The sequence below is a fragment of the Pseudomonas sp. SF2 genome (genome assembly GCF_036858055.1).
Lineage (GTDB): Bacteria > Pseudomonadota > Gammaproteobacteria > Pseudomonadales > Pseudomonadaceae > Aquipseudomonas.
In genome coordinates this window covers 39,923-53,199 of sequence record NZ_JAMBDI010000025.1, presented here as the reverse complement: position 1 = coordinate 53,199, position 13,277 = coordinate 39,923, and the positions used below count along the sequence as shown (strand labels likewise).

The following is a 13,277-nucleotide window of genomic DNA, read 5'->3' as shown; positions in this document are numbered from 1 at the left end:
CGCAGCATATCGTCCTCGCGCATCAGAGCAGGCCCTCCAGCCAACCGTCGAGCTGCTCGAAGGCATCACTGAAGGTGCGGTCGAGCTGCAGCGGAGTAATCGATACGTAGCCTTGCATCACCGCGTGGAAGTCGGTGCCCGGGCCGCCGTCCTCGGCATCCCCGGCCACGGCGATCCAGTAGCCTTCCTTGCCGCGCGGGTTGACCACCTTGGTCGGCGCCGCCGCCCGCGCCCGGTGACCGAGGCGGGTGAGCTGGATGCCACGAATGTGCTCCAGCGGCAGGTTGGGGATGTTGACGTTGAGTACGGTGCGTGGTGGCAAGGCCAGGCGCGACTGCGCCTCGACCAGGCGGCGAGCGATATGGGCCGCAGTCGGCAGGTTGTCCGGCTGGCGCGACAACAGCGAAAACGCCAGTGAGGTACCGCCGAGGAAACGGCCTTCCAACGCGGCCGCGACCGTACCCGAATAGAGCACGTCGTCGCCCAGGTTGGCACCGAGGTTGATCCCCGACACGACCATGTCCGGCGCCTGCGGCAACAGCCCGTTGAGCCCCAGGTGCACGCAGTCGGTCGGCGTGCCGTTGAGGCTGATGAAGCCGTTGGCCAAGGTCTGCGGGTGCAGTGGCCGGTCCAGCGTCAGCGAACTGCTGGCGCCGCTCTTGTCTTGATCCGGGGCAATCACCACGCACTCGGCGTAATCCGCCAGTGCAGCGTGCAGCGCGGCGATGCCGGGTGCGGTAACACCGTCGTCGTTCGAAATCAGAATACGCATGAGCTGTCCGTCTGCCCTGCCGACACCAGATCCACGACTTCGCGCACCACCACGGTGGCGAAGCATCCGGCCGGAAGGACGAATTCCAGTTGCAGGATATCAGGCTCGGGATAATGCCACGTAAGGCCGCCAATAGGGAGCCGCAGAATGCGTCGTTCGTGATCCATGCCCGCCTGGGTCAACCACTGGCAAAGTGCCGGCTGACGCGCGCCGACGGCGTTTTCCAACTGTGCAGTGACACCAGCGGCCGGCGAATCGCCCGCGCCCCACATCGGGCCGGTCGGGTGCAGGTCGAGAATCGCCAGGCGCGGGTCGGCACATTCCGCCTCACCCGCCGGGAAAAAGCTGCGGCTGTCGGTGAACGCCAGCAGGTCGCCCACCTGGGCCCGCGCCCAGCTGCCATCGGCGACACGGGCCGCCAACAGCTGGTTGAACAGGTAGCTGCGCCCGGCCGATAGCAGCCGCGAGCGCACGTTGCGCTGCTCGGGCAGGGCCTTGCGTGCGGCCCAGTCGAGGGCGTCGTGAACGTTGCCACCACCGTGGCCGAAGCGCTGGGTGCCGAAATAGTTGGGCACGCCGTGCTGTTTGAGCTGTTCCAGGCGCGCATCCACCGCCTGGTGATCGGCAGCCAGGGCAGTCAGGCGCAGCGTGAAGCCGTTGGCCGAATGCGCGCCGCGCTGCAGCTTGCGCAGGTGGCGCACCTGCTTGAGCACGCGCAGGCTGGCATCCTCGGCACGCGACAGGTCCGGGTCGGCCTTGCCCGGCAGGTGCAGGCTGAACCACTGGCGGGTCAGGGCCTGGCGGTCCTTGAGGCCGGCGTAGCTGATCGTGCGCACCGGCACGCCAGCGGCACGGGCCAGGCGGCGGGCGGCCTCCTCGGTGTTCAGGTCTCGCTTTTCGACCCACAGCCACAGGTGCTCGCCCTGGCCCGACAGCGGGATGTCCAGCACTTCGTCGACCTGGAAATCTTCAGCCACCGCCTTGAGGACGGCGGTACCCAGTGGTTCGCCCGATGCGCGCGGGCCCAGCAGTTCCAGTTCGGTCATGCGGGTAGCAGCAGGGCTACCGAATGCACGGCGATGCCCTCCTCGCGGCCGGTGAAGCCCAGCTTCTCGGTGGTGGTAGCCTTGACGTTGACCTGGTCGAGTTCGACCTGCAGGTCTTCGGCGATCAGCTGGCGCATGGTTTCGATGTGCGGGGCCATCTTCGGCGCCTGGGCGACGATGGTGGCGTCGACGTTGCCGACCTTCCAGCCCTTGGCCTGGACGATGCCGACCACATGGCGCAGCAGCACGCGGCTGTCGGCACCTTTGAACTGCGGGTCGGTGTCGGGGAAGTGCTTGCCGATATCGCCCAGCGCTGCCGCGCCAAGCAAGGCATCGCTCAGGGCGTGCAGCAGTACGTCGCCGTCGGAGTGGGCCAGGAGGCCGTATTTGTGGGGGATACGCACCCCGCCCAGGGTAATGAAATCACCGTCGCAGAAACGGTGCACATCGTAGCCGTGGCCAATACGCATAGAAAAACGCCCTGAATGAGTCAGGGCGTGATTCTACCTGCTTTTGAGGCATTGGGGCTGGGGTGATTGGCACCGCATTGTCTGCGCCTGTGGGATCGAGCGCCGCGCGGGCGGCGCTCGATCTTGCAGGCATCCAAGATGCTACGCCTTACACCCGCCCCAAAGCCACCGCATGATGACGCAGATGCTCCTCGATGAAGCTGGCAATGAAGTAGTAGCTGTGGTCATAGCCAGGCTGCAGGCGCAAGATCAGTTCATGCCCCCCTTTGCGTGCCGCCTGCTCCAGGGCTTCAGGCTTGAGTTGCTTCTCGAGGAAGTCGTCGCGGTCGCCCTGGTCCACCAGCAATGGCGGGCACTCGCCGGCCGGAGTTTCGGCCAGCAGCACGCTGGCATCCCACTCGCGCCAGCGCGCACGGTCTTCACCCAGGTAGCGGCTGAAGGCTTTCTCGCCCCACGGGCAATCCATGGGGTTGCTGATCGGCGAGAACGCCGAGACCGAGCGGTAGCGCCCCGGGTTGCGCAAGGCGCACACCAGCGCGCCATGCCCACCCATGGAGTGGCCACTGATGCTGCGCTCGCCCGAGGCGGGGAAGTGTGCCTCGATCAACGCAGGCAACTCCTCCACCACATAGTCGTGCATGCGGTAGTGCTGGGCCCAGGGCTGCTGAGTGGCATTCAGGTAGAAGCCGGCACCCAGGCCGAAGTCCCAGGCGCCGTCCGGGTCGCCCGGCACCTGCTCGCCACGCGGGCTGGTGTCGGGGGCGACGATGATCAGCCCAAGCTCAGCGGCCAGGCGCTGGGCGCCGGCCTTCTGCATGAAGTTCTCGTCGGTACAGGTGAGGCCGCTGAGCCAGTACAGCACTGGCAGCTTCTCGCCCTGTTCGGCCTGCGGCGGCAGGTAGACGGCGAACACCATGTCGCAGCCCAGCACCTTGGAGTGATGCCGGTAACGCTTGTGCCAGCCGCCGAAGCTCTTCTGGCAGGAGATGTTATCCAGGCTCATGGCAAACCTCAGAAGTGGATCACGCTGCGGATGCTCTTGCCTTCATGCATCAGGTCGAAGGCCTTGTTGATGTCTTCCAGGCCCATGGTGTGGGTGATGAAGGTATCCAGCGGGATCTCGCCCTTCTCGGACATTTCCACGTAGCTTGGCAGCTCGCTGCGGCCACGCACGCCGCCGAACGCAGAACCACGCCATACACGGCCGGTGACCAGCTGGAACGGACGGGTGGCGATTTCCTGACCGGCACCGGCCACACCGATGATCACCGACTCGCCCCAGCCCTTGTGGCAGCATTCCAGCGCAGCACGCATCAGCTGCACGTTGCCGATGCACTCGAAGGAGAAGTCCACGCCGCCGTCGGTGAGGTCGACGATCACTTCCTGGATCGGGCGGTCGTAGTCTTTCGGGTTGATGCAGTCGGTGGCACCCAGCTGGCGGGCGATTTCGAACTTGGCCGGGTTGATGTCGATGGCGATGATGCGCGAGGCCTTGGCCTTGACCGCACCGATCACCGCCGACAGGCCGATGCCGCCCAGGCCGAAGATGGCCACGGTGTCACCCGGCTTGACCTTGGCGGTGTTGAGCACCGCGCCGATACCGGTGGTGACGCCACAGCCCAGCAGGCAGACCTTTTCCAGTGGCGCTTCTTTCTGGATCTTGGCCACGGAGATTTCCGGCAGCACGGTGTACTCGGAGAAGGTCGAGGTACCCATGTAGTGGAACAGCTGCTGGCCCTTGTAGGAGAAGCGCGTGGTGCCGTCCGGCATCAGGCCCTTGCCCTGGGTGGCGCGGATGGCCTGGCACAGGTTGGTCTTGCCCGAGAGGCAGAACTTGCACTTGCCGCATTCCGGGGTGTACAGCGGGATGACGTGGTCACCGACGGCGACCGAGGTGACGCCCTCGCCTACTGCCTCGACGATCGCACCACCTTCGTGGCCGAGGATCGACGGGAAGATACCCTCCGGGTCGGCGCCGGACAGGGTGTAGGCGTCGGTATGGCAGACACCGCTGGCGACCACGCGCAGCAGCACTTCACCGGCCTTGGGCATGGCCACGTCGACTTCGACGATTTCCAGGGGTTTCTTGGCCTCGAAGGCTACGGCAGCACGGGACTTGATCATCAAAGGTCTCCAGACAGAGGGTCGATTCAGTCTGGCAGTGTAATTCACCGCCATTTGATGAATAATCCGGGCAAAGACAAAACATTATTGCCATGCAGGGATAATCAATGAGCAGCCGCTGGGAAGGCATCGACGAATTCGTCGCCGTGGCCGAGTCGGGCCAGTTCACCGCGGCCGCCGAGCGCCTGGGGGTTTCCTCGTCGCACATCAGCCGGCAGATCGCCCGGCTGGAAGAACGGCTGCAGACGCGCCTGCTGTACCGCAGTACCCGGCGGGTGACCCTGAGCGAGGCCGGGCAGACATTCCTGCAACACTGCCAGCGTCTGCAGGATGGCCGCGAGGAAGCCCTGCGCGCCATGGGCGACCTGGCCAGCGAACCCAAGGGGTTGCTGCGCATGACCTGCGCGGTGGCCTATGGCGAGCGCTTCATCGTGCCGCTGGTGACGCGGTTCATGGCGCTGTACCCGCAGTTGCGGGTGGATGTGGAACTGAGCAACCACACCCTCGACCTGGTGCATGAAGGCATGGACCTGGCCATCCGCCTGGGCCGGCTGGCCGACTCGCGACTGGTAGCAACCCGCCTGGCGCCTCGGCGCATGTACCTGTGCGCCTCACCGGCCTACCTGGAACGATATGGTCGGCCACACAGCCTGTCGGAACTGGCGCGGCACAATTGCCTGGTGGGCAGTTCGGACTTGTGGGCGCTACTGCAGGACGGCCGTGAGATCAGCCAGCGCGTGCAGGGCAACTGGCGCTGCAACAGCGGGCAGGCAGTGCTGGACGCGGCGCTGCAGGGGATGGGGTTGTGCCAGTTGCCGGATTACTACGTGCTGGAGCACCTGAACAGTGGCGCGCTGGTGTCGTTGCTGGAGGCGCACCAACCGCCGAACACGGCGGTGTGGGCGCTGTATCCGCAGCAGCGGCACCTGTCGCCGAAGGTGCGGCGGTTGGTGGATTACCTGAAGGAAGGATTGGCGGGGTTGCCGGAGTATCGGCAAGGCTGAAGCGGCATGTTGGCTGGGCCGGCCTCTTCGCGGGTAAACCCGCTCCCACAGGTATCGCACATCCCTTCAGGTTTGCGCTGTACCTGTGGGAGCGGGTTTACCCGCGAAGAGGCCGGCACAGGAGCAAGAAATTCAGCGGCGCCCTGCCCAACGCTGGCGCAACCACTCCAGGTCTTCCGGCCGGGTCACCTTGATGTTGTCGCTGCGCCCCTCGACCAGCCGCGGCGCCTGGCCGGACCACTCGATGGCAGAGGACTCGTCGGTCACCAGCACATCCGACACCAGGCATTCGGCCAGCGCCCGATGCAAAGCCCCCAGGCGGAACATCTGCGGCGTATAGGCCTGCCAGATGGTGCTGCGGTCTACGGTAGCGCCCACCCGGCCATCGGCATTGGCCCGCTTGAGAGTATCGCGCGCCGGCACCGCCAGCAGGCCACCCACCGGGTCGTCCGCCAGCGCCGACAACAGCTTGTCCAGATCGCTGCGCGCCAGGTTCGGTCGCGCGGCGTCGTGCACCAGCACCCAGTCGCTGTCCGCTGCCCCTTGGGCATGCAGCATCAGCAAGGCATTGAGCACCGAATCGGCACGCTCGCGGCCACCCGCTGCGCGCTGGATGCGCGGGTCGCTGGCGCAGCGCAGGCCAGGCCAGTACGGGTCGTCTTCGGCAATACTGACCACCACGCCCTTGAGCATCGGGTGGCCAAGAAAACAGTCGAGGCTGTGCTCGAGAATAGTCTGCCCGGCCAGCTCCAGGTACTGCTTGGGGCGGTCGGCAGCCATGCGGGCACCTACGCCCGCAGCAGGAATCACGGCCCAGAAGGCCGGTAACGTTTCGATCATTTTTGTGGCAACTGGAAGAGGGTTTCGCCCTCTTTGACCATTCCCAATTCGTGGCGAGCCCGTTCTTCAACGGTCTCCATGCCTTTTTTCAGCTCCAGCACTTCGGCATCGAGCACGCGGTTGCGCTCGAGCAAGCGCTCGTTTTCGGCATGCTGCTCGGCAATCTGCTGCTTCAGCTCGGTCACTTGCGCCAGGCTGCCGTTACCCACCCACAGGCGGTATTGCAGGCCACCCAGCAGCAGGAGCAGGACGAGGAACAACCAATAGGGACTGCGCATCACGTTATCCAGGTTAAAAAGGCTGCCGGGTACTTTTTACTTCGGGGCCTTGAATAGCACGAAGCCTGGCCGAGGCCAGGCTTCGTCGACAGAAACCCGTTGGAATGTAGGAAAGATCAGTACGAACGTTCCTACAACTCCGGCTGCTGTCTTTTTACCATCTCTTGCTTAGCCGCGAAACTCGGCACGACCGCGGTAAACCGCTTTGGCACCCAGTTGCTCTTCGATGCGCAGCAGCTGGTTGTACTTGGAAACGCGGTCGGAACGGCACAGCGAGCCAGTCTTGATCTGGCCAGCAGCGGTACCCACGGCCAGGTCGGCAATGGTCGAGTCTTCGGTTTCACCGGAACGGTGCGAGATCACCGCGGTGTAGCCTGCAGCCTTGGCCATCTGGATGGCTTCCAGGGTTTCGGTCAGCGAGCCGATCTGGTTGAACTTGATCAGGATCGAGTTACCGATGCCCTTCTCGATGCCTTCCTTGAGGATCTTGGTGTTGGTCACGAACAGGTCGTCGCCAACCAGCTGCACCTTGGCGCCGATCTTGTCGGTGAGGATCTTCCAGCCAGCCCAGTCGGACTCGTCCAGGCCGTCTTCGATCGAGATGATCGGGAAGCGCTCGGTCAGGCCTTTCAGGTACTCGGCGAAACCTTCTGCGTCGAACGACTTGCCTTCGCCGGACAGGTTGTACTTGCCGTCTTCGTAGAACTCGGAAGCCGCGCAGTCCAGGGCCAGGGTCACGTCGGTGCCCAGCTTGTAGCCGGCTTTTTCAACGGCTTCGGCGATGGCACCCAGGGCGTCTTCGTTGGAAGCCAGGTTAGGGGCGAAACCACCTTCGTCACCAACAGCGGTGTTCAGGCCACGGGCCTTCAGCACGGCTTTGAGGTGGTGGAAGATTTCGGTACCCATGCGCAGGCCGTCGGAGAAGGTCTTGGCGCCAACCGGCTGAACCATGAACTCCTGGATGTCGACGTTGTTGTCGGCGTGCTCGCCACCGTTGATGATGTTCATCATCGGTACCGGCATCGAGTACTGGCCCGGGGTGCCGTTCAGGTTGGCGATGTGCGCGTACAGCGGCAGGTCCTGGTCCTGGGCAGCGGCCTTGGCGGCAGCCAGGGAAACGGCCAGGATGGCGTTGGCGCCCAGCTTGGCCTTGTTCTCGGTACCGTCCAGCTCGATCATGGCGCGGTCCAGGGCCTTCTGGTCGGCAGGGTCCTTGCCCAGCAGCAGGTCACGGATCGGGCCGTTGATGTTGGCGACGGCCTTCAGCACGCCCTTGCCCAGGTAACGGCTCTTGTCGCCATCACGCAGCTCCAGCGCTTCGCGCGAGCCAGTGGAAGCACCGGACGGCGCGCAAGCGCTGCCGATGATGCCGTTGTCGAGCAGTACATCGGCTTCCACGGTGGGGTTGCCACGCGAATCGAGAACTTCACGACCTTTGATGTCGACGATTTTTGCCATTGTTGTAAGCACTCCAGAATTGACGAAAACAACTTAGCTTAGGAAATTCTTGCCGTTCACCGGGCGGACTTGCAGTGGGCAGGCCGGGTGAAGGGAACCCCTGACCGACTGGTCAGGGGTGGATCGGACGGTACTTTACCCGAGAATCGAGCTTTACGCGGTTTCTACCGTCGGAAAACTTTTCACCAGGTCGTCCAGTTGCTTGAGCTGGGCCAGGAACGGCTCCAGTTTGTCCAGGCGCAGGGCGCATGGGCCATCGCACTTGGCGTTGTCCGGATCGGGGTGGGCTTCGAGGAACAGCCCGGCCAGGCCCTGGCTCATGCCGGCCTTGGCCAGGTCGGTGACCTGGGCGCGGCGCCCCCCGGCGGAATCGGCGCGACCACCCGGCATCTGCAGGGCATGGGTCACGTCGAAGAACACCGGGTACTCGAACTGCTTCATGATGCCGAAGCCGAGCATGTCCACCACCAGGTTGTTGTAGCCGAAGCTAGAACCACGCTCGCAGAGGATCAACTGGTCATTACCGGCCTCTTCGCACTTGGTCAGGATGTGTTTCATTTCCTGGGGCGCGAGGAACTGGGCCTTCTTGATGTTGATCACCGCGCCGGTCTTGGCCATGGCCACTACCAGGTCGGTCTGCCGCGACAGGAAGGCCGGCAGCTGGATGATGTCGCACACCTTGGCTACCGGCTCGGCCTGGTAAGGCTCGTGCACGTCGGTGATGACCGGCACATTGAAGGTGCGCTTGATCTCTTCGAAGATCTTCAGCCCTTCTTCCATGCCCGGGCCTCGGTAGGACGTCACCGACGAACGGTTGGCCTTGTCGAAGCTGGCCTTGAACACGTACGGGATACCGAGTTTCTCGGTCACCCGCACGTACTCTTCGCAGACCTTCATTGCCAGGTCACGGGACTCCAGGACGTTCATGCCGCCGAACAGGACGAACGGCTTGTCGTTGGCGATCTCGATGTTACCGACGCGAATGATCTTCTGGGTCATTGATCAGGCCTTGTTCTTCTGAGCCAGGGCTGCCTTGACGAAACCGCTGAACAGCGGGTGGCCGTCACGCGGGGTCGAGGTGAATTCCGGGTGGAACTGGCAAGCGACGAACCATGGGTGGTCCTTGGACTCGACCACTTCCACCAGCGCGCCGTCTTCGGAACGGCCGGAAACCACCAGGCCGGCATCGATCAGTTGCGGCAGCAGGTTGTTGTTCACTTCGTAGCGGTGACGGTGACGCTCGGTGATCACGTCCTTGCCGTAGCAATCGTGCACCTTGGAACCGGCGGCCAGCTGGCAGTCCTGTGCGCCCAGGCGCATGGTGCCACCCAGGTCGGAGGCTTCGCTGCGGGTCTCGACGGCACCGGTGGCATCGGCCCACTCGGTGATCAGGCCGACTACCGGGTGGCCGCTGTTGCGGTCGAACTCGGTGGAGTTGGCGTCTTTCCAGCCCATCACGTTACGGGCGAATTCGATCACGGCCACCTGCATGCCCAGGCAGATACCCAGGTACGGCACCTTGTTCTCACGGGCGTATTGCACCGCGGTGATCTTGCCTTCCACACCGCGCAGGCCGAAACCGCCCGGCACCAGGATGGCATCGGCGCCTTCGAGCAGGCTGGTGCCCTGGTTCTCGATGTCTTCCGAGTCGATGTAGCGCAGGTTGACCTTGGTGCGGTTGGTGATGCCGGCGTGGCTCATCGCTTCGATCAGCGACTTGTACGCATCCAGCAGCTCCATGTACTTGCCGACCATGGCGATGGTCACTTCGTGCTCAGGGTTGAGCTTGGCATCGACCACCTTGTCCCACTCGGACAGATCGGCGCCGTTGCACTGCAGGCCGAAGCGCTCGACGACGAAATCGTCCAGGCCCTGTGCGTGCAGCACGCCCGGGATCTTGTAGATGGTGTCGACGTCTTCCAGCGAAATCACCGCACGCTCTTCAACGTTGGTGAACAGCGCGATCTTGCGACGCGACGAGGCATCGACCGGGTGGTCGGAGCGGCAGATCAGCACGTCAGGCTGCAGGCCGATGGAGCGCAGCTCCTTGACCGAGTGCTGGGTCGGCTTGGTCTTGGTCTCGCCAGCGGTGGCGATGTAAGGGACCAGCGTCAAGTGCATCAGCATGGCGCGCTTGGAGCCCACTTCGACGCGCAGCTGGCGGATGGCCTCGAGGAACGGCTGCGACTCGATGTCACCCACGGTACCGCCGATTTCCACCAGGGCCACGTCGGCATCGCCGGCGCCCTTGATGATGCGACGCTTGATTTCGTCGGTGATGTGCGGGATGACCTGGATGGTCGCGCCCAGATAGTCACCACGACGCTCCTTGCGCAGTACGTGCTCGTAGATGCGGCCGGTGGTGAAGTTGTTGTTCTGGGTCATGGTGGTGCGGATGAACCGCTCGTAGTGGCCCAGGTCGAGGTCGGTCTCGGCGCCATCGTGGGTGACGAACACTTCACCGTGCTGGAACGGGCTCATGGTGCCCGGATCGACGTTGATGTACGGATCCAGCTTGAGCATGGTGACCTTCAGGCCCCGCGCTTCCAGGATGGCCGCCAGGGAAGCCGAGGCAATGCCTTTCCCCAATGAAGAAACAACACCGCCCGTGACGAATATGTAGCGCGTCATGAAAAACCCTAGAAGTCTGCGTTAAGGCGGCCAGCGCCGCCGGAGAAAGCGAAGGAAGGCCGAAGCCCCCGATCACCTGCGTCAATCACAGTGCATCTCGAAAAACTGCCGCGTCTGTACAGACCAGGGGTATCCCCGGCATGGAGCTCGCTCGTCATTTTAAGAATCAGCCCAGCAAAAAACTGCTTGGTAATCGGCAACTCCTGTGTTTTCGCGGAACCCACAGAAGCTGTATCAAGAAGGGAGGGTAGTCTACCCGAATGTACCCTTCAGCTCAAACCTTGCGCGTTCGTCGGCAACTGCCAATACAGCTGGCAATCCGCCTGCACCCGCCCGGGCAGGTTGGCCACCGCCAGCAGGCGCTCGCCCTGGTACAGCAATGGCAGGCGCGGACGCAGGAAGAACGGCACCTGCAGCTCGTTGAGCAGGCGCTTGAGGTCGCGCCGGCCGCGGCCGGGGAGGTCCAGCACTTCACCGCCCTGGCGATAGGCAATGCGCAGGCCGTCCAGCGGCACTGCGCCAGCAAGACGCACGCTGCCGTTGCCCGGTAACAGCAAAGGCTCGGCGGGATTGGCCCAGGCCAGTTCGCCGGCGGGCAACTGCAGCCAGTCGCCGCTCAACCACCAGATGCGCCCATGGCTGCGTAGCAGTTGCCCATCGGCAAGCTGCCAGACGGGCCGGGCATCGGCGGCGGCATCGCGCAGGTCCGCCCAGCCTGCCCAGTGCCGGGTGTCGGGCAGGCGGGTGCGCCGGCTCAGCCAGTGTTGCAGGGCATTGCGCTGACGGGCCGGCGACAGCGCCACCAGGGTAGCCAGGTCGAGGGAATCCAGCTCCGACCAGGCCACCGGTGCGCCCTCCCCGGCAAGCGCCAGATCGTCCTGGGCCAGTTCGTCCAGCAGGCCCAGGGCTTCGCCCAGGTGCTCGGCGGCGCGGGCGAAATTCTGGCTGGCTTGCGGCCAACGCTGCTGAAGTAGCGGAAACACTTCGCCACGCAGGTAGTTGCGGGCAAATTGTGTGTCGGCGTTTGACGGATCTTCGATCCAGGCCAGCCCATTAGCCTGGGCGTAGTCCTGCAGTTGCTGGCGGGAGCAGCCCAGCAATGGCCTGACCAGGCTGCCCTGCCCTAGCACCCGGTGCCCCGGCATTGCTGCCAGGCCACGCAGGCCGGCGCCGCGCAGCAGGCGGAACAGCAGGGTTTCGGCCTGGTCGTCGCGGTGCTGGCCGGTGAACAGGATATCGCCTGGACCGAGGGCTTGTTTGAAAGCGGCATAGCGGGCGTCGCGGGCGGCCTGTTCGAGGCTGGCGCCGGGAGTGACCTGGACGTGGACGACCTGGAGTTCGATGCCGAGCTTGTCGCAGACGGTCTGGCAGTGGGCGGGCCAGGCGTCGGCGGCGCTTTGCAGGCCGTGGTGGACGTGGATGGCGCGCAGTGGAGGCGATGCGTGACTGCGGGCGTAATCGGCCAGCAGGTGCAGGAGGACGGTGGAGTCGAGGCCGCCGGAGAAGGCGATGTACCAGTTGGGGGCGTTGAGCCAAGGGGTGAGGTTGATCATCTAGCCCTCGCTCGATTCAAGAAAGCATTTGCGGGCACGCCCGCTCCTACAGGTATGGTGCAAGCCCCAAGGGCAGTGCAATTCCTGTGGGAGCGGGCGTGCCCGCGAACACCGGCAAAGCCGGTGCCATTCACCGCATTATCAAACGCCGTAGCTCATCAGGCGATCGTAACGACGGGCCAGCAGCGCGTCGTGGTCGAGCTTGCCGAGCATGTCCAGCTGCTGTACCAGGTCGGCACGAATGCTTTCCGACATCTTCGCCGGGTCACGGTGGGCGCCGCCCAGCGGCTCCTGGATGACCTTGTCGACGATGTTCAGGCTCTTCAGGCGCTCGGCAGTGATGCCCATGGCCTCGGCCGCGTCAGCGGCCTTGTCGGCGGTCTTCCACAGGATCGAGGCGCAGCCTTCCGGCGAGATCACCGAGTAGGTGGAGTACTGCAGCATGTTCAACTGGTCGCACACACCGATGGCCAGCGCACCACCGGAACCACCCTCACCGATCACGGTGGCGATGATCGGGGTTTTCAGACGTGCCATCACGCGCAGGTTCCAGGCGATGGCCTCGCTCTGGTTGCGCTCTTCGGCGTCGATGCCCGGGTAGGCGCCCGGGGTGTCGATGAAGGTCAGGATCGGCATCTTGAAGCGCTCGGCCATTTCCATCAGGCGGCAGGCCTTGCGGTAGCCTTCAGGGCGCGGCATGCCGAAGTTGCGGCGTACCTTCTCGCGCACTTCGCGGCCCTTCTGGTGGCCGATGACCATGACCGGCTTGCCATCCAGGCGCGCGGTACCACCAACGATGGCGGCATCGTCGGCGAAGTGGCGGTCACCATGCAGTTCTTCGAACTCGGTGAAGATGTGCTCCAGGTAGTCCAGGGTGTAAGGACGACGCGGATGACGGGCCAGGCGGGCGATCTGCCAGCTGGTCAGGTTGCCGAAGATGCTTTCGGTCAGGGTGTTGCTCTTGTCTTGCAGACGGGCAATTTCATCGCTGATGTTCAGCGAGTTGTCGTTGCCTACCAGGCGCAGGCCTTCGATCTTGGCTTGCAGGTCGGCAATCGGCTGTTCGAAATCGAGAAAATTCGGGTTCATAGTCATCCGTCT

The 13,277-nt window shown here is 64.1% G+C and carries 13 protein-coding genes; 1 reads left to right on the top strand and 12 read right to left on the bottom strand.

Annotation, left to right across the window (positions count from 1 at the left end):
- Nucleotides 1-22: 22 nt before the first annotated feature.
- The 5 genes from surE to M2S36_RS16000 form a co-directional block, all read right to left on the bottom strand.
- Nucleotides 23-772, bottom strand: coding sequence for a 5'/3'-nucleotidase SurE (gene surE, locus M2S36_RS16020; RefSeq protein ID WP_025337991.1), 750 nt, complete (start codon nt 770-772; stop codon nt 23-25).
- Complete coding sequence (gene truD / locus M2S36_RS16015) at nt 760-1,818, bottom strand: tRNA pseudouridine(13) synthase TruD (RefSeq protein ID WP_333957453.1); 1,059 nt, start codon at nt 1,816-1,818, stop codon at nt 760-762. Before truD ends, surE begins: the two co-directional genes overlap by 13 nt.
- Complete coding sequence (gene ispF / locus M2S36_RS16010; RefSeq protein ID WP_159265991.1) at nt 1,815-2,288, bottom strand: 2-C-methyl-D-erythritol 2,4-cyclodiphosphate synthase; 474 nt, start codon at nt 2,286-2,288, stop codon at nt 1,815-1,817. Before ispF ends, truD begins: the two co-directional genes overlap by 4 nt.
- A gap of 148 nt (nt 2,289-2,436) precedes the next feature.
- Nucleotides 2,437-3,291, bottom strand: a complete 855-nt coding sequence (fghA, locus tag M2S36_RS16005) for an S-formylglutathione hydrolase (RefSeq protein ID WP_191471930.1) — start codon at nt 3,289-3,291, stop codon at nt 2,437-2,439.
- 8 nt (nt 3,292-3,299) lie between these two features.
- Nucleotides 3,300-4,412, bottom strand: coding sequence for an S-(hydroxymethyl)glutathione dehydrogenase/class III alcohol dehydrogenase (locus M2S36_RS16000; RefSeq protein WP_016712915.1), 1,113 nt, complete (start codon nt 4,410-4,412; stop codon nt 3,300-3,302).
- A 107-nt stretch (nt 4,413-4,519) separates the two neighbouring features.
- Here M2S36_RS16000 and M2S36_RS15995 point away from each other — a divergent pair, with 107 nt between their 5' ends.
- Entirely contained in the window at nt 4,520-5,416 is an 897-nt protein-coding gene (locus M2S36_RS15995; protein WP_063911522.1) for a LysR substrate-binding domain-containing protein, read from the top strand.
- A 132-nt stretch (nt 5,417-5,548) separates the two neighbouring features.
- Here the strand turns inward: M2S36_RS15995 and ispD are convergent, their stop codons facing one another.
- The 7 genes from ispD to accA all read right to left on the bottom strand — a co-directional run bounded on the left by ispD (nt 5,549) and on the right by accA (nt 13,265).
- The gene (gene ispD, locus M2S36_RS15990; protein WP_207829428.1) at nt 5,549-6,256 is read right to left on the bottom strand and encodes a 2-C-methyl-D-erythritol 4-phosphate cytidylyltransferase; all 708 of its coding nucleotides are present in this window, start codon (nt 6,254-6,256) and stop codon (nt 5,549-5,551) included.
- On the bottom strand, nt 6,253-6,534 hold the full coding sequence (gene ftsB / locus M2S36_RS15985; protein WP_004375443.1) for a cell division protein FtsB: 282 nt from the start codon (nt 6,532-6,534) through the stop codon (nt 6,253-6,255). The genes ispD and ftsB overlap by 4 nt, the downstream gene beginning before the upstream one ends.
- 168 nt (nt 6,535-6,702) lie before the next feature.
- On the bottom strand, nt 6,703-7,992 hold the full coding sequence (eno, locus tag M2S36_RS15980) for a phosphopyruvate hydratase (protein ID WP_013971266.1): 1,290 nt from the start codon (nt 7,990-7,992) through the stop codon (nt 6,703-6,705).
- Between the two features lie 153 nt (nt 7,993-8,145).
- Complete coding sequence (gene kdsA / locus M2S36_RS15975) at nt 8,146-8,991, bottom strand: 3-deoxy-8-phosphooctulonate synthase (RefSeq protein WP_025337985.1); 846 nt, start codon at nt 8,989-8,991, stop codon at nt 8,146-8,148.
- 3 nt (nt 8,992-8,994) lie between these two features.
- Entirely contained in the window at nt 8,995-10,623 is a 1,629-nt protein-coding gene (locus M2S36_RS15970) for a CTP synthase (protein ID WP_004375437.1), read from the bottom strand.
- A 269-nt stretch (nt 10,624-10,892) separates the two neighbouring features.
- Nucleotides 10,893-12,176: a tRNA lysidine(34) synthetase TilS gene (gene tilS, locus M2S36_RS15965; RefSeq protein WP_333957450.1), complete on the bottom strand. Its 1,284-nt coding sequence runs from the start codon at nt 12,174-12,176 to the stop codon at nt 10,893-10,895.
- Between the two features lie 141 nt (nt 12,177-12,317).
- A complete protein-coding gene (gene accA, locus M2S36_RS15960) occupies nt 12,318-13,265 on the bottom strand; it encodes an acetyl-CoA carboxylase carboxyl transferase subunit alpha (RefSeq protein WP_207829433.1) in 948 nt (315 codons plus the stop codon).
- Nucleotides 13,266-13,277 lie beyond the last annotated feature (12 nt).

Bases quoted from the DNA above. Each gene is read 5' to 3' on its own strand.
- M2S36_RS15995 (WP_063911522.1), top strand. From the start codon at position 4,520: ATGAGCAGCCGCTGGGAAGGCATCGACGAATTCGTCGCCGTGGCCGAG.
- accA (WP_207829433.1), bottom strand. From the start codon at position 13,265: ATGAACCCGAATTTTCTCGATTTCGAACAGCCGATTGCCGACCTGCAA.
- ispF (WP_159265991.1), bottom strand. From the start codon at position 2,288: ATGCGTATTGGCCACGGCTACGATGTGCACCGTTTCTGCGACGGTGAT.
- fghA (WP_191471930.1), bottom strand. From the start codon at position 3,291: ATGAGCCTGGATAACATCTCCTGCCAGAAGAGCTTCGGCGGCTGGCAC.
- tilS (WP_333957450.1), bottom strand. From the start codon at position 12,176: ATGATCAACCTCACCCCTTGGCTCAACGCCCCCAACTGGTACATCGCC.
- ispD (WP_207829428.1), bottom strand. From the start codon at position 6,256: ATGATCGAAACGTTACCGGCCTTCTGGGCCGTGATTCCTGCTGCGGGC.
- M2S36_RS16000 (WP_016712915.1), bottom strand. From the start codon at position 4,412: ATGATCAAGTCCCGTGCTGCCGTAGCCTTCGAGGCCAAGAAACCCCTG.
- eno (WP_013971266.1), bottom strand. From the start codon at position 7,992: ATGGCAAAAATCGTCGACATCAAAGGTCGTGAAGTTCTCGATTCGCGT.
- kdsA (WP_025337985.1), bottom strand. From the start codon at position 8,991: ATGACCCAGAAGATCATTCGCGTCGGTAACATCGAGATCGCCAACGAC.
- ftsB (WP_004375443.1), bottom strand. From the start codon at position 6,534: ATGCGCAGTCCCTATTGGTTGTTCCTCGTCCTGCTCCTGCTGCTGGGT.
- M2S36_RS15970 (WP_004375437.1), bottom strand. From the start codon at position 10,623: ATGACGCGCTACATATTCGTCACGGGCGGTGTTGTTTCTTCATTGGGG.
- surE (WP_025337991.1), bottom strand. From the start codon at position 772: ATGCGTATTCTGATTTCGAACGACGACGGTGTTACCGCACCCGGCATC.
- truD (WP_333957453.1), bottom strand. From the start codon at position 1,818: ATGACCGAACTGGAACTGCTGGGCCCGCGCGCATCGGGCGAACCACTG.